The sequence below is a fragment of the Pseudacidovorax intermedius genome (assembly GCF_001476815.1).
Taxonomy (GTDB): domain Bacteria; phylum Pseudomonadota; class Gammaproteobacteria; order Burkholderiales; family Burkholderiaceae_C; genus Xenophilus; species Xenophilus intermedius_A.
Genome location: NZ_LDSL01000030.1, coordinates 14,824 through 34,023, shown reverse-complemented (window position 1 = coordinate 34,023; position 19,200 = coordinate 14,824). Strand labels below are relative to the sequence as shown.

Annotated in this window: 18 protein-coding genes; 13 read left to right on the top strand and 5 right to left on the bottom strand. The window is 71.9% G+C overall.

The annotated features are described in order from the left end of the window. The first annotated feature begins 5 nt into the window (after positions 1-5). The 4 genes from NS331_RS04080 (at position 6) to NS331_RS04065 (ending at position 4,494) form a co-directional block, all read left to right on the top strand. Positions 6-1,328: a sulfate adenylyltransferase subunit 1 gene (locus NS331_RS04080; RefSeq protein WP_058640735.1), complete on the top strand. Its 1,323-nt coding sequence runs from the start codon at positions 6-8 to the stop codon at positions 1,326-1,328. A 146-nt stretch (positions 1,329-1,474) separates the two neighbouring features. After that, complete coding sequence (gene fdxA / locus NS331_RS04075; RefSeq protein WP_058640734.1) at positions 1,475-1,804, top strand: ferredoxin FdxA; 330 nt, start codon at positions 1,475-1,477, stop codon at positions 1,802-1,804. A gap of 18 nt (positions 1,805-1,822) precedes the next feature. Further along, the gene (locus NS331_RS04070) at positions 1,823-2,866 is read left to right on the top strand and encodes an NAD(P)/FAD-dependent oxidoreductase (RefSeq protein WP_058640733.1); all 1,044 of its coding nucleotides are present in this window, start codon (positions 1,823-1,825) and stop codon (positions 2,864-2,866) included. A gap of 296 nt (positions 2,867-3,162) precedes the next feature. Next, the gene (locus tag NS331_RS04065; RefSeq protein ID WP_058640732.1) at positions 3,163-4,494 is read left to right on the top strand and encodes a purine-cytosine permease family protein; all 1,332 of its coding nucleotides are present in this window, start codon (positions 3,163-3,165) and stop codon (positions 4,492-4,494) included. Here the strand turns inward: NS331_RS04065 and thiD are convergent. Then, positions 4,448-5,284, bottom strand: coding sequence for a bifunctional hydroxymethylpyrimidine kinase/phosphomethylpyrimidine kinase (gene thiD / locus NS331_RS04060; protein ID WP_058640731.1), 837 nt, complete (start codon positions 5,282-5,284; stop codon positions 4,448-4,450). The genes NS331_RS04065 and thiD overlap by 47 nt on opposite strands. Positions 5,285-5,325: 41 nt before the next feature. On the opposite strand from thiD, the gene NS331_RS04055 reads away from it, so the two are divergent. The 4 genes from NS331_RS04055 to NS331_RS04040 are packed head-to-tail and all read left to right on the top strand — an operon-like array spanning position 5,326 to position 8,446. Beyond that, positions 5,326-6,426 (top strand): FAD-dependent oxidoreductase, encoded by a 1,101-nt coding sequence (locus tag NS331_RS04055; protein WP_058640730.1) that lies wholly within the window; start codon positions 5,326-5,328, stop codon positions 6,424-6,426. Then, entirely contained in the window at positions 6,426-6,623 is a 198-nt protein-coding gene (thiS, locus tag NS331_RS04050) for a sulfur carrier protein ThiS (RefSeq protein ID WP_058640729.1), read from the top strand. The genes NS331_RS04055 and thiS overlap by 1 nt, the downstream gene beginning before the upstream one ends. A 24-nt stretch (positions 6,624-6,647) precedes the next feature. Further along, positions 6,648-7,469, top strand: a complete 822-nt coding sequence (locus tag NS331_RS04045) for a thiazole synthase (protein ID WP_058640728.1) — start codon at positions 6,648-6,650, stop codon at positions 7,467-7,469. Positions 7,470-7,528: 59 nt separating this feature from the next. Further along, positions 7,529-8,446 (top strand): thiamine phosphate synthase, encoded by a 918-nt coding sequence (locus NS331_RS04040; RefSeq protein ID WP_058640727.1) that lies wholly within the window; start codon positions 7,529-7,531, stop codon positions 8,444-8,446. A gap of 56 nt (positions 8,447-8,502) precedes the next feature. Here NS331_RS04040 and NS331_RS04035 read toward each other — a convergent pair whose 3' ends face one another. From NS331_RS04035 to NS331_RS04020, 4 genes are all read right to left on the bottom strand, one after another. Next, positions 8,503-9,234, bottom strand: coding sequence for a DUF2076 family protein (locus NS331_RS04035; RefSeq protein ID WP_058640726.1), 732 nt, complete (start codon positions 9,232-9,234; stop codon positions 8,503-8,505). Positions 9,235-9,344: 110 nt separating this feature from the next. Continuing rightward, entirely contained in the window at positions 9,345-11,297 is a 1,953-nt protein-coding gene (locus NS331_RS04030) for a sigma-54-dependent Fis family transcriptional regulator (protein WP_058640725.1), read from the bottom strand. Between the two features lie 193 nt (positions 11,298-11,490). Further along, positions 11,491-12,333 carry an NAD-dependent protein deacetylase gene (locus tag NS331_RS04025; RefSeq protein ID WP_058640724.1) on the bottom strand — a complete coding sequence of 281 codons (843 nt, stop codon included), beginning with the start codon at positions 12,331-12,333 and terminating at the stop codon, positions 11,491-11,493. Positions 12,334-12,499: 166 nt separating this feature from the next. Further along, positions 12,500-13,333: a DODA-type extradiol aromatic ring-opening family dioxygenase gene (locus NS331_RS04020; RefSeq protein WP_058640723.1), complete on the bottom strand. Its 834-nt coding sequence runs from the start codon at positions 13,331-13,333 to the stop codon at positions 12,500-12,502. Between the two features lie 104 nt (positions 13,334-13,437). Here NS331_RS04020 and NS331_RS04015 point away from each other — a divergent pair, with 104 nt between their 5' ends. From NS331_RS04015 to argG, 5 genes are all read left to right on the top strand, one after another. Continuing rightward, complete coding sequence (locus NS331_RS04015; RefSeq protein WP_058640722.1) at positions 13,438-14,382, top strand: LysR family transcriptional regulator; 945 nt, start codon at positions 13,438-13,440, stop codon at positions 14,380-14,382. Positions 14,383-14,713: 331 nt separating this feature from the next. After that, on the top strand, positions 14,714-16,621 hold the full coding sequence (locus NS331_RS04010) for an ABC transporter ATP-binding protein (protein WP_058640721.1): 1,908 nt from the start codon (positions 14,714-14,716) through the stop codon (positions 16,619-16,621). Between the two features lie 69 nt (positions 16,622-16,690). Continuing rightward, positions 16,691-17,326, top strand: coding sequence for a 7-carboxy-7-deazaguanine synthase (gene queE / locus NS331_RS04005; protein ID WP_058640720.1), 636 nt, complete (start codon positions 16,691-16,693; stop codon positions 17,324-17,326). An 8-nt stretch (positions 17,327-17,334) separates the two neighbouring features. Continuing rightward, positions 17,335-17,709 (top strand): 6-carboxytetrahydropterin synthase, encoded by a 375-nt coding sequence (locus NS331_RS04000; protein ID WP_058640810.1) that lies wholly within the window; start codon positions 17,335-17,337, stop codon positions 17,707-17,709. A gap of 93 nt (positions 17,710-17,802) precedes the next feature. Then, positions 17,803-19,143: an argininosuccinate synthase gene (argG, locus tag NS331_RS03995; RefSeq protein WP_058640719.1), complete on the top strand. Its 1,341-nt coding sequence runs from the start codon at positions 17,803-17,805 to the stop codon at positions 19,141-19,143. The last annotated feature ends 57 nt before the right edge of the window (positions 19,144-19,200 follow it).

Sequence of the window (19,200 nt, the reverse complement as noted above, 5' to 3'; positions counted from 1 at the left end):
CTGTCATGACTTCCACAGACGCTCTTCACACCAACAGCGCCGACACCGGCACCGCCCTGCGCTTCATCACCTGCGGCTCGGTGGATGACGGCAAGAGCACCCTCATCGGCCGCCTGCTGGTGGACAGCCGCGCCGTGCTGGCCGACCAGCTGGCCGGCGTGCAGCGCGGCGGCGAAACCGACCTGGCGCTGCTGACCGACGGCCTGTCGGCCGAGCGCGAGCAGGGCATCACCATCGACGTCGCCTACCGCTACTTCTCGACGGCGAAGCGCAAGTTCATCATCGGCGACGCGCCCGGCCACGAGCAGTACACCCGCAACATGGTCACGGCCGCCTCCAGCGCCGATGCCGCCGTGGTGCTGGTCGACGCCACCAAGCTGCCCTGGGCGGCCGAGGTGGGCGATGGCGAGGTGGTGGTGCGCGAGCTGCTGCCGCAGACCCGCCGCCACATGCTGCTGGCCCACCTGCTGCGCGTGCAGTCCATCGTCGTCGCCGTGAACAAGCTCGACGCCATCGACGACGCGGCGCTGGCCTTCGAGCGCATCGCCGACGCGCTGAACGACTTCGCTGCTGCCGCCGGCGTGCGCGTGGAAGCCATCGTGCCCATCTCCGCACTCAAGGGCTGGAACGTGACCGAGCCGCACCGAGAAGGCGCCGCCGGCTGGGCGGGCTACGCAGGCCCGAGCCTGCTCGAGCTGCTGGAAGCGCTGCCCGTGACGGCCACCGAGACGCAGCAACCCTTCACCTTCCCGGTACAGTGGGTGGAGAAGTTCTCGTCCTCGGCCGACACCAGCCAGGGCCGCCGCATCTTCTGGGGCCGCGTCGGCGGTGGCCAGGTGGTGCCCGGCCAGCGCGTGACCGTGCTCCCCAGCGGCCAGACCGCCACCGTGGCCCGTGTCCTCGACCACGTGCGGCGCGAACAGGGCGTGGCCGCCGGCCACAGCGCCGGCATCGTGCTGGACCGCGAGGTCGACGTCTCCCGCGGCGACTGGCTGCTGGAGCCCGGCGCCTTCGAGCCCACGCGCGAAATCACCGCCACCGTCGCCTGGCTGGACGACGAGCCGCTGGTCGCCGGCCGCGTCTACTGGGCGCTGCAGGGCCACCGCTGGGTCAAGGCCAAGGTGCAGCGCATCGTGGACCGGCTCAACATCGGCAACCTTGAGAGCGAGGCCGCCACGCAACTGGATGCCAACGCCATCGGCCAGGTGGTGCTGGCCCTGCAGCAGCCGCTGGCCGTGCAGCCTTTCACCGACTCGCGCGCGCTCGGCTCGCTGGTGCTGGTCGACACCGCATCGCACCGAACCTGCGCCGCCGTGCTGGTGCGCTGATGCACCGACGTGTCGCCGTTCCGGCCGATGAGCCGGACGGTGATACCCGCCCTGCCGCCGTTGACAGTGCCGCACCGGCCTGAACGCTGACGGGCCGCCCCTTACAATCTCGGGTTTTTCCCGACTCCTTCACCAGCCATCCAGCCATGACCCACGTCGTTTCCGAGAACTGCATCCGTTGTAAGTACACCGATTGCGTCGACGTGTGCCCGGTGGATTGCTTCCGCGAGGGGCCGAACATGCTGGTGATCGACCCCGACGAGTGCATCGACTGCGCCGTGTGCATTCCCGAATGCCCGGCCAACGCGATCTACGCCGAGGAAGACCTGCCCGCCGAGCAACTCGCCTTCATCAAGCTCAATGCCGAACTGGCCCGCGCCGACGGCTGGAAGAGCATCACCAAGCGCAAGGCCGCGCTGCCCGATGCCGACGAGTGGAAAGACAAGCCCAACAAGCTGGCCGAACTGGTCAAGTAAGCCGCTTCGCTTGAGCGCGTGAACGGCCCGTCCCCGCATCTGGACACCGGCGCCCTCATTATCGGCGCCGGCCCGGCCGGCCTGTTCCAGGCCTTCCAGCTGGGCCTGCTCGAGATTCCCTGTCGCATCGTCGATGCCCTGCCCCATGCGGGCGGCCAGTGCGTCGAGCTCTACGGCCACAAACCCATCTACGACATTCCCGGCACGCCCGTGACCACGGGCGCCGGCTTGGCGGAGTCGTTGCTCGCGCAGATCGCGCCTTTCCAGGTGCCGATGCACCTGGGCGAGCAGGTCGACACGCTGCAGCGCGAGCAGCCGGGCAATGAGGCGAGCCCCTGGCTGGCCACCACCTCGGCCGGCACCGTCTTCCGCGCGCAGGCCGTCGTCATCGCCGCGGGCGTCGGCGCCTTCGTGCCCAAGCGGCTCGCCGTCGAGGGTGCCGAGGCGTACGAAGGCCGCAGCCTTTTCTATCACCCGTCGGACCTGTCCCGCTTCGCCGGCCAGTCGGTCGTCGTTCATGGCGGTGAGGACGCCGCCGTGGAGGCGGCGCTGGGCCTGGTGGGCGTGGTAGCCGAGGTCACACTGCTGCACCGCCGCGACGTCTTCCGCGCCGACGAGGCGCTGCTCGCTGCCTTGCGCGAGCGCATCGACGCAGGCGGCATCCGCATCGCCGTCGGCCAGCCGAGCGCCTTTGACGGCAGCGCGCTGACCGTCGACACGCCCGACGGCGCATCGCGCCGCCTGGCGCTCGATGCACTCGTCGTCTGCCAGGGCATCTCGCCCCGCCTCGGCGCCATCGCCGACTGGGGGCTGGAACTGGAGCGCAAGCAGATCCCGGTCGACACCCAGCGCTTCCAGACGCGCGAGCCGGGCCTGTATGCCGTCGGCGACATCAACACCTACCCCGGCAAGCGCAAGCTGATCGTCAGCGCCTTCCACGAGGCCACGCTGGCCGCCTGGGCCGTGGCCGAGCGGGTGTTCGACGGCAAGGTGCCGCCGCTGCAGTACACCACCACCAGCACCCGCCTGCGCGAGCTGCTGGGGGCGGTGCCGCCGCGTTGACCGGCGGCAAGCCGCGCCGCGCTCCCACTCTTACAATCCGCCCTTCGCTAGGGGTGCCGGGCTTCGCTGGAAGCCGGGCTGAGAAGACACCCTTTGAACCTGTTCGGCCGGGCCGACGCATCCTTTGAGATGCATGAAGGCCGGCCGGTGCCGCGACGCACCGCGTGTGCTGGCGGCCTGAGGTAATCCTCGCGCAGGGAAGCAGCTCCGGTGGCCCGCACGGGCCCGCGGAGGGCCGGATCGGCCCACGCAGTCGGCGGTGCTTCTCCTGCCCGACCGCTCCGGAGCAACGACGCATGGCCTTGAACGACGCATCCACCCCGCCCGCCAACGAGGCGCTAACCCCGCTGCCCGACGCCCGCCGCGCCTTCCGCTGGCACGACCACCTGTCGCTGTGGTTCAGCCTGGGCGTGGGCCTGCTGGTGATGCAGGTAGGCGCTTTCCTGGTGCCGGCGGTGGGCACGCGCGATGCGGTGGTCGCCATCGTCGTGGGCTCGCTGGTCGGCGCCGGCCTGCTGGCCTGGACGGCGCGGCTGGGCTGCCAGACCGGATTGGCCAGCGCGGGCCTGATGCATTCGGCCTACGGCAGCGTGTTCGCGCGGCTGCCGGTGGTGCTCAACATCGTGCAGCTGGTCGGCTGGACCACCTTCGAGCTGGTCATCATGCGCGAGGGCACGCAGGTCATCGCGAAGCAGGCCTTCGGCCTGTCGCTGGAGTCGGTGGGCGGCGCCCTGGCCGCCACGCTGCTGTGGGGCGCGGTGCTGCTGGCACTGCTGTCGGGCTCGATGGTGGCGCTGGTGCGGCGCTTCGTCAGCCGCTTCGGCCTGCCGCTGGTGGTGCTGTCGCTGATCTGGCTGACCTGGCAGTTCGCCGGCAAGCTGCAGGCGCAGGGCTTCGCGGCATTCTGGCAGCGCCAGGGCGACGGCAGCATGGGCCTGTTCGGCGCCATGGACCTGGTGATCGCCATGCCCGTCTCCTGGCTGCCGCTGGTGGCCGACTATGCGCGCCACGGGCTGCGCGCCCGGCCCGGCCAGCCGGGCGGGGCCTTCACCGGCACGTGGATCGGCTATGCGGTGGCCAACCTCTGGTGCTACGCCCTGGGCGTGATGGTGGCCAGCACGGTCGAGCCCGGCACCACGCTCGTGGTGGCGCTGCTGCTGGCCCAGGGCGGCCTGGTGGCGCTGGGCCTGATCCTGATCGACGAACTGGACAACGCCTACGGCGACGTCTATTCGGGCTCGGTCTCCATGCACAGCCTGCGTCCGCGCTGGAGCGTGCGCCGCTGGGGGCTGCTGATCGCGCTGGTCTGCGTGGCCCTGGCCTTGGTGCTGCCGATGCATGCCCTTGAACCCTTCCTGCTCATGCTGAGTTCCGTCTTCGTGCCGCTGTATGGCGTGATCCTGGGCCGCCTCGGCGGTGGCGGCGTGCCGCTGCCGGCCGGCCGCCAGGTGGACCTGAGCGCCGCGGCACTGTGGATCGCCGGCATCGCCGTCTATCACGGCTGCGCGGCCTGGGCGCCGCAGTGGGGCTCGGCCCTGCCTGCACTGGCGCTGACCTTCGTGCTGGCCCGGCTGACGCGGCCTACAGCGGCAGCTTCACCGTCGCAACCGGCGCGAAGCCATGGTTGAGCGGGCCGTGGCCTTCGCCCACCTTGACCGTCACGCCAGCCTGCATGGCGCCGCGCACGTAGCCGCGCGCCTGGGCGACGGCCTCGGGCAATGGCCGGCCGAGCGCCAGGCCGCAGGCGATGGCCGAGGACAGCGTGCAGCCCGTGCCGTGCAGGTTGCGGCTCTGGATGCGCGAGGCTGCGAAGCGGTGGCGCTCGCCGCCCGCCAGGGCCAGCAGATCCACCACCTCCTCGCCCGGCAGATGCCCGCCCTTGAGCAGCACGCCGCGCGCGCCCCGGGCCAGCAGTTCGGCCGCCGCGCCGTCCAGCGCGTCCGCGTCCGGGATCGCATGGCCCACCAGCAGCGCCGCCTCGTCCAGGTTGGGCGTGACCAGCGCGGCCCGCGGAAAGAGTTCGGCCACCAGCCGGTCGACCGTCTCGGCGGCGATCAGGCGGTCGCCGCTGGTGGCGACCATCACCGGGTCCAGCACCACGTTGGGCAGCCGGTAGTGGTCGATGGCCCAGGCCACAACCTCCACCACCTCGGGCGCGTGCAGCATGCCCAGCTTGACGGCGTCGACGCCGATGTCCTCGATCACCGCCTGCAGCTGGGCCTTGAGGAAGGCCGGCGGCACGCCATGGATGCCGCTGACGCCGCAGGTGTTCTGGGCCGTGAGGGCGGTGATGGCGCTCATGCCGTAGCAGCCCAGCGCGGCGAAGGTCTTGAGGTCGGCCTGGATGCCGGCGCCGCCGCCGCTGTCGGAGCCGGCGATGGTGAGCACGCGCGCATAGCGCTGGGTGGGATGGGTCATGGGGCGGAAATTATGCGTGCAGCAGCGCGCGGAGCGCTTCGATGACGGCGACGACGATGGACTTCGACAAGGCCTGGGTGCTGGGCGGCGGGCTGATGGGCCGGCTGATGGCGCTCGGCCTCGCGCGCGCCGGCTGCGCGGTGGAACTGCACGAGGCGCAGGGGCCCGACGCCCAGGGCGCCGCGGCACGCGTGGCGGCAGCCATGCTGGCGCCGCTGGCCGAGTCGGCGGTGGCGCCGCTGTCGGTGGTGCGCATGGGCGAATATGCGCTCGGCCGCTGGCCGCAGCTGCTGGCCGAGCTGCCGGCGCCGGTGTTCTTCCAGCAGGCCGGCACGCTGGTCGTCTGGCACCGGCAGGACGCCGCCGATGCCGGCCGCCTGGGGCGCACGCTGGCCCGCAACCAGGCGCAGCAGCCCTCGCTGGCGGCACCGCAGTCGCTGGACGCGACGGCCCTGGCCGAGGCCGAGCCCGCCCTCGCCGGCCGATTCATGCAGGGCCTGCTGCTGCCAGGTGAGGGCCAGCTCGACAACCGCCAGTTGCTGGCCGCGCTGCAGCAGGCGCTGGAGGCGCATCCGCAAGTGCGCCTGCACTGGCACAGCGCCCGCAGCCCCGAGGACCTGGCACCCGGCCCGCGCGAACGCGTCGTCGACTGCCGCGGCCTGGGCGCCCACGCGCAATGGCCGGCCGTGCGCGGGGTGCGCGGCGAGGTCGCCCGCATCCATGCGCCGGAGGTCACGCTGCAGCGGCCCACGCGCTTGGTGCATCCGCGCTACCCCATCTACATCGCGCCCAAGCAGGACCACCTGTTCGTGATCGGCGCGACCGAGATCGAATCGGACGACATGTCCCCGCCCAGCGTGCGCTCGGTGCTGGAGCTGCTGTCGGCCGCCTACACCGTGCACAGCGGCTTCGCCGAGGCGCGCATCGTCGAGATCGCCGCCCAATGCCGCCCCACCCTGCCCGACAACCTGCCCGCGCTGCGCTGGCTGGGCGACCGGGTGCTGCAGGTCAACGGCCTGTACCGCCACGGCTTCATGATCGCGCCGGCCATGCTGGACGCCGCCCTGCAGAGCCTGCAGCAGCGCGAATCGCCCCTGGCCGATCGGCTGCAGATCGGTATCGAACACCTTCCCGCCCGATGATGAACATCCTGCTCAACGGCGAGCCGCGCGAGCTGCCTTCCGGCGCCACGCTGGCCGACGCCATCGCCCTGCTCGACCCCGCCCCGCCCTTCGCGGCCGCCGTCAACCGCGACTTCGTGCCCCGCTCGGCCTATGCCGGCCGCGCCCTGCAGGCCGGCGACGAGGTCGAGGTGATCCGCCCCGTGACCGGTGGCTGAACCCCACGCCAGGAGACCCCGCCCATGACCCTCCCCGATTCCGACGACGCGCTGGTACTCTACGGCCAGCGCTTCCAGAGCCGGCTGCTGCTGGGCACCGCCCGCTATCCCTCGCCCGACGTGCTGGAGGCCGCCGTGCAGCGCGCCCGGCCCGCCATGCTCACGGCCTCGTTGCGGCGGCAGAGTGCGGCGCCCGGCGGCGCCAAGGCCGACAACGGCTTCTGGGCGCTGCTGCGCCGGCTGGACGTCCCGGTGCTGCCCAACACCGCCGGCTGCCACAGCGTGCAGGAGGCCATCGCCACCGCCCACATGGCGCGCGAGCTGTTCGAGACGCCGTGGATCAAGCTGGAGCTGATCGGCGACGACTACACCCTGCAGCCCGACACGCTGCAACTGGTGGGCGCGGCCGAGCGGCTGATCAAGGACGGCTTCCAGGTGCTGCCCTACTGCACCGAGGACCTGGTGCTGTGCCAGCGGCTGGTCGACGTCGGCTGCCAGGCCGTGATGCCCTGGGCCGCGCCCATCGGCACCGGCCGCGGGCCGGTCAATCCCTATGCCATGCAGGTGCTGCGCGAGCGGCTGACGGTGCCCATGCTGGTCGATGCCGGCCTGGGCCTGCCCTCGCACGCCTGCCAGGTGCTGGAATGGGGCTACGACGGCGTGCTGCTGAACACCGCCGTGGCGCTGGCGCAGGACCCGGTGGCCATGGCCGGCGCCTTCGCCGATGCGGTGGCCGCGGGACGCGCCGCCTTCCGGGCCGGCGCGATGAGCGCGCAGGACGCGGCGCAACCCAGCACGCCGGTGCTGGGCACGCCCTTCTGGCACCACGCCCAGAACGGCGGCTGAGCCCGCAGCGGTGGTGCCTGCCGCCGGGCGCCAACGTCAACAAGAACACGGAGCCATCCATGAACGCCCAACAGATCGAAACCGCCATCCTGGCCGCCCACGGAGGCCGCTTCGACGGGCACCCGCCGGTGAAAGCCGGCCCCTTCCACGACGACGACCCGGTGTACCGCGGTGCCAAGGCCGCCTGCGCCGCGCTGGGCTTCATCGAGGTGGATGCCGAATGCCTGGGCCGCGCCTGGCAGGCGATGACCCGACGCCTGGGCCGCTTCGACGCCAGTGCCTGGCCCGGCACGCCCGCCGACTTCGGTCTGCGCGACTTTCCGCCCCAGGCGCGCGCCGACGCCTTCGCGCCCTGCCCCGTGGCGCTGGGCCTGTACGCGGTGCTGCCAGACGCCGAATGGGTCGGCCGCGCGGCCCGGGCCGGCATTCCGACGGTCCAGCTGCGATTCAAGTCCGACGATGAGAGCGCCATCGCCCGCGAGATCGATGCCGCCATCGCGGCCGTCGCGGGCACCGGTGCCCTTCTCTTCATCAACGACCACTGGCGGCAGGCCATCGCGGCTGGCGCCTATGGCGTCCACCTGGGCCAGGAAGACCTGGACGCGCTGACGGCGCAGGAAGTGCAGGAATTGCGCGCCTCCGGCCTGCGCCTGGGCGTCAGCACCCATGGCTATGCCGAGATGGTGCGGGCCGATGCCGTGAGCCCCAGTTACCTGGCGCTGGGCGCCGTGTTCCCGACCACGCTCAAGAAGATGGCGACGGCCCCGCAGGGCCTGGCGCGCCTCAACGACTATGCGCGCCTGATGCGGGGCTATCCGCTGGTGGCCATCGGCGGCATCGATGCCGACCGGCTGCCGCAGGCGCTGGCCAGCGGCGTGGGCAGCATCGCGGTGGTGCGGGCCTTCGTCGGGGCGGAGGATCCGGAGGCCGCGGCGCGTGCGCTGATGGCGCACATGCAGGCGGCGCCAGAGGCCTGAACGCCGCCCGCCGGCAGCGCGGCGCCAGTCCGTTTCGGGGGGACGGCGCCGGATCTTCAGACGACCTGGTCGTCGTCGAAGGAGCCGCCGTCGAAGCCGCCCCAGTCGCCGCCCGCATCGTCGGTCAGCTGGCTCGCTCCGCCGCCGCCCGCGCTGGCGCTGCCGTTGTCCTCGTAGAAATTCTGGGTGACGTTCTCGATCACCTCGGGCGTGCCGGCATTGCCGCCGCCCAGGCCCAGGAAGCCGCCACCGCCGCCGGCGCCGCGGCCGCCGAGCAGGTGCTCGATGCCGTTGAACAGGAACATGCCGCCGGCGACCCCGGCCGCCGCGCTCGCCGCCTGGCCCAGGAAGCTGGGGCCGCTGCTCGGCGCCGGTGCGGCTGCCGCGGGCGCCGCGCCGAAGAGGCGTTCGCGCCAGCCGGGCGCCTGCGCCGGTGCCGGCGCGCCGGGCGCGTAGGCGGCAGGCGCGCCGCGGTAGGCCGCGCGACCCGGGTTGTAGGCCACGGGGTCGGCAGTGTCGCGCCCGAAGCCCGGCTCCAGCCCGCGCTGCAGGAAGGCGGCTCCGCCCGGATCGGCCGGCGCGGCGGCGCGCTGGGCCAGCTGGCGCTGGGCGTCCTGCAGCGCATGCTCCAGCAGCAGGGTGCGCTGGGTCAGCAGGTACAGGGCATCGGGCTGGCCGGCCAGGCGTTCGCGGATCAGGGCGTCGGCCTGCGGGTCCTTCTGCACGCCGTGCACCGCGGCCAGGCGCTGCAGCAGGTCTTCGAGCATGGACAGTTCTTGGGGTGTCATGGTGGGGTCTTCCTTCCTCGGCCCAGCATGGGCCTTGCATGGATGGGATTCCAACGTGCCAGGGGGCGTTCCCGGCCGACGCCGTGCTTAAGGCCGGTCTAAGCGTCGGCTCAGCGCCGTCGCAAACGCCGGTAGACGGCATTGCGCGACAGGCCCAGCGCCCGCGCCACGGCCGAGACGTTGCCGCCGTGCGTCGCCATGGCCTGCGCCAGCGCGGCCTGCTCCAGCGCGTCCAGCGTCGTGGTGGCCGACGGCGGCGGCGCCACGGCACCCGGGGCGCCGTCCGCAGCGTCGGCCTGCAGGTCGTCCAGCAATTCCTCGGGCAGGTGCTCCGGCAGGATCTGCGCCTCGCCGCGCGCCATCAGCGCCGCGGTGCGCAGCACGCTCGCCAGCTGGCGCAGGTTGCCGGGCCAGGCATGGCGGCGCAGCAGGGCCAGGGTCTGGGGCGCGAGCGGCGGCGCGTCGGCCAGCCCGGCCTCGGACTGCTGGGTCTGCAGCAGCCGCTGCACCACCACGGCCAGGTCGCTGCGTTCGCGCAGCGGCGGCAGGCGCGCGACCAGGCCGTTGAGCCGCCAGTAGAGGTCGTCGCGAAACCGACCCTCGGCCATCATGGCGCGCAGGTTGCGGTGGGTGGCGCAGACCACGGCCAGGTCCACCGGCACCTGCCGGCCGCTGCCCAGGGGCGCCACGCTTCGCTCCTGCAGCACGCGCAGCAGCCGGGCCTGCATGGCCAGGGGCATGTCGCCGATCTCGTCGAGGAAGAGCGTACCGCCGCTGGCCTGCAGGATTCGGCCCGCGTGGCCCTTGCGGCGCGCGCCGGTGAAGGCGCCCTCCTCGTAGCCGAAGAGTTCGGACTCGATCAGCGCCTCGGGGATGGCGGCGCAGTTGACGGCGACGAACGCTCCGTCGCGGCGCGGCGAATCGTGGTGGATGGCACGGGCCAGCCATTCCTTGCCGGTGCCGGTCTCGCCCAGGATGAGCACCGGCACGTCCTGCCCGACCACCTTGCCGACGCGGGCCAGCACCTGCGCCAGCTGGGCGTCGCCGGTGTCCAGATAGCGCAGGCCGGAGAAGCGCGGGCCGCCGGATTGGCGGGCCCGCGCGCTCGCTGCCGTGGCCGTGGCCGTTGCACTGGGCGCCTCGGCCGGCACGGTCAGCATCGCGGGCCGGGCCTGCGACTCCGCCCGGGCCGACACCGCCGCGCCGCCCGGAAGGTGCAGGCGCAGCAGCGTGCCCGGGCTTTGCCGGGCGTGTGCCAGCACCTGGGACACCGCCACGCCGAAGAGCGAGCCGAAGGTGTGCGCCGCCAGCGCCGCCGTCGACAGGCCCAGCTGGAACTGGGCGCTGCGGTTGGCGGCCAGGAAGCGGCCGTCGGGCGTGAAGGCGGCCAGACCTTCCATCAGCGTGCCCAGGAATTCCGGCCGGGCATGGAAGCGCAGGCGCAGCGCGTCCTGGTAGAGCTGGTCGAACAGGTGGTTCTCGACCATCTGCGAGGACATGCGCACCAGCGCCAGCGTGTGGGCGCTGCGGCGGCGCTCGTCGCCGCTGACGTCGAGCGCGCCCAGCACCTGCCCGCGCGGATCGAGGATGGGCGCGCAGGCGCAGGTGAGGAAGTGGTTCGCCTGCAGGTAGTGCTGGCTGCCGTGCACTTGCACCGCCTGCTGCAGGGCGAGCGCCGTGCCGATGGCGTTGGTACCGCGGCTGCGCTCGGACCAGGCGGCGCCCGGCTTGAGCGCCACCCGGTCGGCCCGGCCCAGGAAGTCGTCGTCGCCCAGCGCATGCAGGATCACGCCGTCGGCGCCGGTGAGCAGCACCAGGCTCTGGGTGCCGGCGATCTGGGCGTAGAGCGTTTCCATCACGGGCCGGGCGTGGTCGAAGAGCAGCGCGTTGCGGGCCATGGCCTCGGCCAGCTCGGCCGGGGCCAGCGGCGGCAGGTCGGCGCGTTCGTGGCTGCGCAGGCCGAACTCGGCGCTGCGGGCGTGCGAAGCGAGGATGGCGTCGGGCGCCGCCAGCGGCAGTGCGGCACCGGCCGCCGGCGTGGGGCGATACATGGCGTTGGGCATGGCGTGTTGTCTCCGGCCCGCGCGTACGGCTGTCCGCGCGGCTGGCCTGCCTTTTAGCACCCATGGCTATCGCGAAGCTTGCGGCAGCGCAAGGAAAGTCGCCCGCAGCCACCGGCGCGCTGGCGCAGGCCGGCGGCGCGGGCTCAGCCGCCGCTGCACGGAAAAACGGGGGAATGGGCCCGGCCGGCTGGCATCAGGCCGCGCGGGCGTCCGGCGGCACCAGCAGCCCCGCCAGCCGCTCCAGCGCCGGGCCGATGGGTGCTTCGACCTTGAGCGACAGCAGTTCGTCCGCCCGCGTGCGGCCCAGGTTGAGCGCCGCCACGGGCAGCGCACGCTCGGCGGCGCGCTGCACGAAGCGGAAGCCCGAATACACCATGAGCGACGAGCCGACGACCAGCATGCCGTCGGCCGCCTCCAGCGCGGCGTAGGCGGCATCCACCCTGCCACGCGGCACGCTCTCGCCGAAGAACACCACGTCGGGCTTGAGCAGGCCGCCGCAGACGGGGCAGGCCGGCACGTCGAAGCCGGAGAAGTCGCGCAGTTCCAGGTCGGCATCGCCATCGGGGGCGGCGCGGGCGTCGAGGGCGGCCCACGCCGGGTTGCGCCGCAGCAGTTCGGCCTGGAAGTCGGCGCGCGGCAGGCGGTGCTCGCAGGCCATGCAGCGCACGGTGTCGATGCGGCCATGCAGGTCGATGACGTGGCGGCTGCCGGCCGCTTGGTGCAGGCCGTCGACGTTCTGGGTCAGCAGCAAGGCGACGCGGCCCTGCGATTCCAGCGCGGCCAGCGCACGGTGCGCCGGCCCAGGCTGCGCCTGGCCCATGGTGCGCCAGCCGATCATGCTGCGGGCCCAGTAGCGCTTGCGGGTGGCGTCCTCGCCCATGAAGGCCTGGAAGGTGACGGGCGGCGGCCGCTTCCAGTGGCCCTGCGCATCGCGGTAGTCGGGAATGCCGGATTCGGTGCTCACACCGGCACCGGTCAGCACGAAGAGGCGCGGATGGCGCTCGGCAAAGGCCAGGAGGTCGGTGTCGGTGCTCATCGGCGCCGGAGCATAACGGCGGCGCGGATGCTGCGCCGCGTCGTTTCTCCCTCTCCCCTTGTGGGAGAGGGTTGGGGAGAGGGGCCGGCGTTCGTTCAGGCGCAGCGCGCGTTACGGGGCGCCCCCTCTCCCCAACCCCTCTGCCGCGGGGGAGAGGGGCTCTTGCTCACTGCGCACCGGGCGCCTCGCCGAAGCGGTAGCTGGAGACGGTCAGTCCGCCCATGAAGCCGTTCTCGTAGTAGACGCGGTGGGCGGCCTCCTGCTCGGCGGCACCGACGGCCACCATCAGCGGAATCAGGTGCTCCTCGCGCGGATGGGCGATGCGGGCGGCGGGCGCGGATTCCCAGCCGATCAGGCCCTGCGCGCGCGCGGCCGGATCGTCCTGGGCCAGCGTCCGCCCCAGCCAGTCGTCGAAGGCCCGCGAGGGCGCCTGCGCCTGGGGCCCGAAGGCGCGCAGGTTGTGGTAGCTCAGCCCGCTGGCGACGATGAGCACGTCCTCGTCCCGCAGCGGTGCCAGCGCGCGGCCCAGCGCCAGGTGCTCGGCCGGGTCCAGGCCCTGGCGCAGCGAGAGCTGGACCACCGGCACGTCCGCCTCGGGGTAGATGGCCTTCATGGGCGAGAACATGCCGTGGTCGTAGCCGCGTTCGGCGTCGATGCTCGCCGGCAGGCCGGCCGCCTCGATCAGTGCCTGCACGCGCGCGGCCAGCGCCGGGTCGCCGGGGGCGTCGTAGCGCACCTGGTAGGTGTGGGCCGGAAAGCCGCCGTAGTCGTAGACCATGGACGGATGCGGATTCGCCTGCACCGTGAAGCGCGGCCGCTCCCAGTGGGCCGAGACCATCAGGATGGCGCGCGGCTTGCGGCCGATCTGGCGCGGCATGTCGGCCAGCGCCGCTTCCAGGCGGGCATAGGTGTTGCCCATCTCGGCCTTCATCCAGGGCCAGGGGCCACCGCCGTGGGAGATGAAATAGGTGGGCAGGCGCAGGCTGTGGGGCGTGGACATGGCAGGAATCTCCTGAATCGTGTTGGAAAGGACTTTAGACCTTTCATACGCCGCAATCGATGGCCGTACATTCAATGCTCAGTTTCATTCTGTGCAATTCAGTTATGGACCGTCTCACCAGCCTTCGCCTGTTCCGCGGGGTCGTCGAATCGGGCAGCTTCGCCCGCGCGGCCGAGGCCATGGGCATTTCCGCCCCCATGGCCAGCCGGCACATCGCCCAACTGGAGCGCAGCCTGGGCACGCGGCTGCTGCACCGCTCGAGCCGGCACCTGAGCCTGACCGACGCCGGCCGCAGCTGGTACGAGCAGAGCAGCCACGCCCTCGACCTGCTCGACAGCGCCGAGGCCGCGCTGGTGGCCGATGCGGATGCCACACCACGCGGCCGGTTGAAGGTGAGCGCCCCGGTGTGGTTCGGCACGCCGCGCATGGCCGGGCTGCTGGCCGACTACCACGCGCGCTGCCCCGAGGTGCTGGTCGACCTGCATCTGGCCAACCGCCGCGTCGACCTAGTGGCCGACGGCTTCGACCTGGCGCTGCGCGCCACGCGCGAGCCGGCAGCGGCCCTCATCGCCCGGCCGCTGTGCACGGTCGACTTCCACATCGTCGCCGCGCCGGGTTACCTGGCCGCCAGCGGCACGCCCGCGCAGCCCGAGGACCTGGCGGGCCTCGGCGCCATCGTGCCCAGCTACGTGCAGCTGGAAGGCCGGGTGCTGCGTGCCGCGGACGGTCGCCAGACCACGCTGCGGCTAACGCCCGTCATGCGCTCGGACGACACCCACCTTACCCGCCATGCGGTGCATGCCGGCCTGGGCATCGCTTACCTGCCGGCCTGGCTGGTCGACGACGACTTGGCGCAGGGCCGGCTGGTAGAGCTGGTGCCCGAATGGCGGGGCCCCGCCACGACGCTGTTCGCCGTGTACGCGAGCCGGCAGCACATGGCGCCGGCGCTGCGCAGCTTCATCGACTTTCTCGTGGCGGCCCTGGCGCCAGCCGAAGAAGGCCGCACGGGCCGTCCGCCTGCAGCGCCGCCGCCCTCGCCGACACGCTGAGCGCCGCGGGCGCCGCCGCTGAAGCGCACACGTCCTACAGGTCCGTCCCGCTGCCGGGCGCAACTTGCAGTCGTGCCAGGTCGAGCACCCCGCGGGAAACGGGATCGGCGACACAGGCGCAGTCTTCCGTGCATTGCGAAGGGGATGCCCGACGCGAAGCCAGCAGGCCTGCCGATCCTGACGCCATTCCCCGCGGACGATCACCGGCACACGAGGGGCGCCCTGCAGGGGCGCCCCTTCTTTTTGCCCGCGTCCCCCGCAAAGCCCTGTTCATCGTGCCGTCGCCGCTGCGCCGTTACAGTGCCGGGCCTCGTCCCAGGAGACCTCGCGCTTGTTCTTCCGTTTCTTCGAAAAACTGCTGCCTGCCTACCCCAGCGCCGAGCCGGTGCCTCCGCCGAAGGGCTTCTTCGCCTTCCTGTGGTTCACCACGCACGGGGTGCGCGGCAAGGTGGCCGCCCTCGCCTTCCTCACGGCCCTGATGTCGGCCTTCGAGGCACTGCTCTTCGGCCTGCTGGGCCGACTGGTGGACTGGCTGTCGAACGTGGCGCCCGCCGAGCTGTGGGCCGTGCGCGGCAACGAACTGCGCTGGCTGGCCATCGCGCTCGTGGCCAGCATCGTCGTCGTGGCCTTGCAGACCATCGTCAAGCACCAAGTGCTGGCCATCAACCTGCCGATGCGGCTGCGCTGGAACTTCCACCGGCTGATGCTGGGCCAGAGCATGTCCTTCTACCAGGACGAATTCGCCGGCCGCATCACGACCAAGGTGATGCAGACCGCGCTCGCCGTGCGCGACACGCTGTTCGTGATGGCCGACGTGCTCGTGACCATGGCCACCTACGTCGCCACCATCGTGGTGCTGGCCGGCGTGTTCGCCGGCGGGCTGATCTGGCCCTTCGTCGTGTGGCTGGTGCTCTACCTGATGGCCATGGCGTACTTCGTGCCCCGGCTGGGCCGCATCGGCAAGGCCCAGGCGGACGCGCGCTCGGCCATGGTCGGGCGCATCACCGACGCCTACACCAACATCGCCACCGTCAAGCTGTTCTCGCACACCCGGCGCGAGGCGCAGTTCGCCCGCGCGGCCATGCAGGATTTCGTCAAGACCGGCTACAGCCAGATGCGCCTGGTGAGCGCCTTCGAGATCGTCAACCATGCCCTGTCGATGCTGCTGGTGGGCGGCATGGGCGGCGTGGCGCTGTGGATGTGGAGCCGCGGCGAGGTGGGCATCGGCGCCGTGGCCGCCGCCACCGCCATGGCGCTGCGGCTGCAGGGCATGTCGCACTGGATCATGTGGGAGACCACCAGCCTGTTCGAGGCCGTGGGCACGGTGCAGGACGGCATCAACACGCTGAGCCGGCCGCGCACGGTGGTGGATGCGGCCGATGCGAAGCCGCTGGTGGTCACGCGCGGCGAGGTGCGCTTCGACGACGTGTCCTTCGGCTACCGCCCGCCCCTGCTGCCCGGCGCGCCCGCGCCCGCGGCGCAGGGCCGCATGGTGATCGACGGCCTGAACCTCACCGTGAAGCCCGGCGAGAAGATCGGCCTGGTCGGCCGCTCCGGCGCCGGCAAGTCCACGCTGGTGAACCTGCTGCTGCGCTTCCACGACCTGGAAGGCGGCCGCGTGCTGATCGACGGCCAGGACATCGCCCATGTGACCCAGGATTCGCTGCGGGCCCACATCGGCATGGTGACGCAGGACACCAGCCTGCTGCACCGCTCGCTGTTCGACAACATCGCCTACGGTCGGCCCGATGCCACCGAGGCCGAGGTGCGCGCCGCCGCCGAGCGGGCCGAGGCCTCCAGCTTCGTCGACACGCTCACCGATCCGCAGGGCCGCCACGGCCTGGCGGCGCACGTGGGCGAGCGCGGTGTCAAGCTGAGCGGCGGACAGCGCCAGCGCATCGCCATCGCGCGGGTGATGCTCAAGAACGCGCCCATCCTGCTGCTGGACGAAGCCACCAGCGCGCTCGACTCCGAGGTCGAGGCCGCCATCCAGCAGAGCCTGAACCGGCTGATGGAAGGCAAGACGGTGATCGCCATCGCCCACCGCCTGTCGACCATCGCCGCGATGGATCGGCTGATCGTGCTCGACGCCGGCCACGTGGTGGAGGAAGGCACCCACCGCGAATTGCTGGCCCGCGGTGGCCTGTACGCCCGGCTGTGGACGCACCAGAGCGGCGGCTTCCTGGGCGAGGATTTCGGCGACGAAGCCGAGGCGACGGCCGAAGCCCCCGCCGGCTGAAGCGCGGCCCGCGGGCGCTGGAGGCGCCCCGCCTGCGACAATCGCCGGCTTTTTTCCCCGCGCTGTCCCATGGCTTACGCCGTCAAGGAAATCTTCTACACCCTCCAGGGCGAGGGCGCCCAGGCCGGGCGCCCGGCCGTCTTCTGCCGCTTCGCCGGCTGCAACCTGTGGTCCGGCCGCGAGGAGGACCGCGCCACCGCCCAGTGCCGCTTCTGCGACACCGACTTCGTGGGCACCGACGGCACGCTGGGCGGCAAGTTCGCCACCGCCGAGTTGCTGGCCGACCGGATCGCCGCCTGCTGGCCCGCGCCGGCCCACGACCACCGCTTCGTGGTGCTGACCGGCGGCGAGCCGCTGCTGCAGGTGGACGACGCCCTTGTCGCGGCGCTCCATGCCCAGGGCTTCGCCATTGCCGTCGAGACCAACGGCACCCTGCCCGCTCCGGCCGGCATCGACTGGGTCTGCGTCAGCCCCAAGGCCGGCAACCCGCTGGTGCAGCGCCGCGGGGACGAACTCAAGCTGGTGTGGCCCCAGGCCGGCATCGACCTGGCCGAGCTGGAGTCGCTGGACTTCGGCCGCCGCTACCTGCAGCCGCTGGACGACCCGCGGCGCGACACCCACACCCGCGAATGCATCGACCTCTGCCTGGCGCGCCCGCTATGGCGCCTGAGCACGCAGACGCACAAGGTCATCGGCATCCGGTGAGCGCCGCCATGGACTTCGAATTCGAGCTGTCGCAGCGCTTCTTCTTCGACGCCGCCCACACGCTGCGGCGCGCCCACGAGACGGCGGGCAGCCTGCGCGTGCACGGCCACACCTACCACGGCGAGGTCAGCGTGCGCGGAAGGCGCGACGCCACCAGCGGCATGGTGGTCGACCTGGCAGTGCTGCGCGCCGAGATCGAGGCCGTGCGCGGGACGCTCGACCACCACCTGCTCGACGAGGTGCCCGGCCTGGGCACGCCGACGCTGGAGAACCTCTGCGCCTACATCGCCACCGCGCTGCGCGCCCGGCAACTGCCCGTGTCGGCGGTGCGCGTGTGGCGCGAGGCCGGCGGCGACAGCTGCCGGCTGGTGCTGCCGCACTGACCGCACCTGCCCCGCCCTGCCCTATGGTCCAATCGCGGGTTCGCGCTGCGGACCGCCACCGCCATCGCCAAAAGACGCTTTCTTCCGACGCACATGAGCACCATCCTGCAATCCCTCCCCACCGGCCAGAAGGTCGGCATCGCCTTCTCCGGCGGCCTGGACACCAGCGCCGCCCTGCTGTGGATGAAGAAGAAGGGCGCCCAGCCCTACGCCTACACCGCCAACCTGGGCCAGCCCGACGAGCCCGACTATGACGAGATCCCGCGCAAGGCCATGGCCTATGGCGCGGAGAAGGCCCGCCTGGTGGACTGCCGCCAGCAGCTGGTGGCCGAGGGCATCGCCGCCCTGCAGGCCAACGCCTTCCACATCTCCACCGGCGGCGTCACCTACTTCAACACCACCCCGCTCGGCCGCGCCGTGACCGGCACGATGCTGGTGGCCGCAATGAAGGAGGACGAGGTCAACATCTGGGGCGACGGCTCGACCTTCAAGGGCAACGACATCGAGCGCTTCTACCGCTACGGCCTGCTGACCAACCCGGGCCTGAAGATCTACAAGCCCTGGCTGGACCAGACCTTCATCGACGAGCTGGGCGGCCGCAAGGAGATGAGCGAGTTCCTGATCGCCAACGGCTTCGACTACAAGATGTCGGTCGAGAAGGCCTACAGCACCGACTCCAACATGCTCGGCGCCACGCACGAGGCGAAAGACCTGGAACTGCTGTCCAGCGGCATCCGCATCGTCAACCCGATCATGGGCGTGGCCTTCTGGAAGCCCGAGGTCGAGGTCAAGGCCGAAGAGGTGCGCGTGCGCTTCGAGGAAGGCCGCCCGGTCGCCCTCAACGGCAAGAGCTACGACGACCTGGTGGCCCTGATGGAAGAGGCCAACCGCATCGGCGGCCGCCACGGCCTGGGCATGAGCGACCAGATCGAGAACCGCATCATCGAAGCCAAGAGCCGCGGCATCTATGAAGCCCCCGGCATGGCGCTGCTGCACATCGCCTACGAACGGCTGGTGACCGGCATCCACAACGAGGACACCATCGAGCAGTACCGCGTCAACGGCCTCAAGCTGGGCCGCCTGCTCTACCAGGGCCGCTGGTTCGACCCGCAGGCCATCATGCTGCGCGAGACCGCCCAGCGCTGGGTGGCCCGCGCCATCACCGGCGAGGTGACGCTGGAATTGCGCCGCGGCAACGACTACTCGATCCTGAACACCGAGTCGGCCAACCTGACCTACGCGCCCGAGCGCCTGTCGATGGAAAAGGTGGAAGACGCGCCCTTCTCGCCCGCCGACCGCATCGGCCAGCTGACGATGCGCAACCTCGACATCGTCGACACCCGCGCCAAGCTGGCCACCTATGTGCAGGCCGGCCTGCTGGCGAAGCCCGAGGGCACGGAGCTGCCGCAGATCAAGGACGACAGCAAGCGCTGATCGCTGGCCGGGGCAACCGCCCCGCCAGAACGAAAGCGGCCCTCGGGCCGCTTTTTT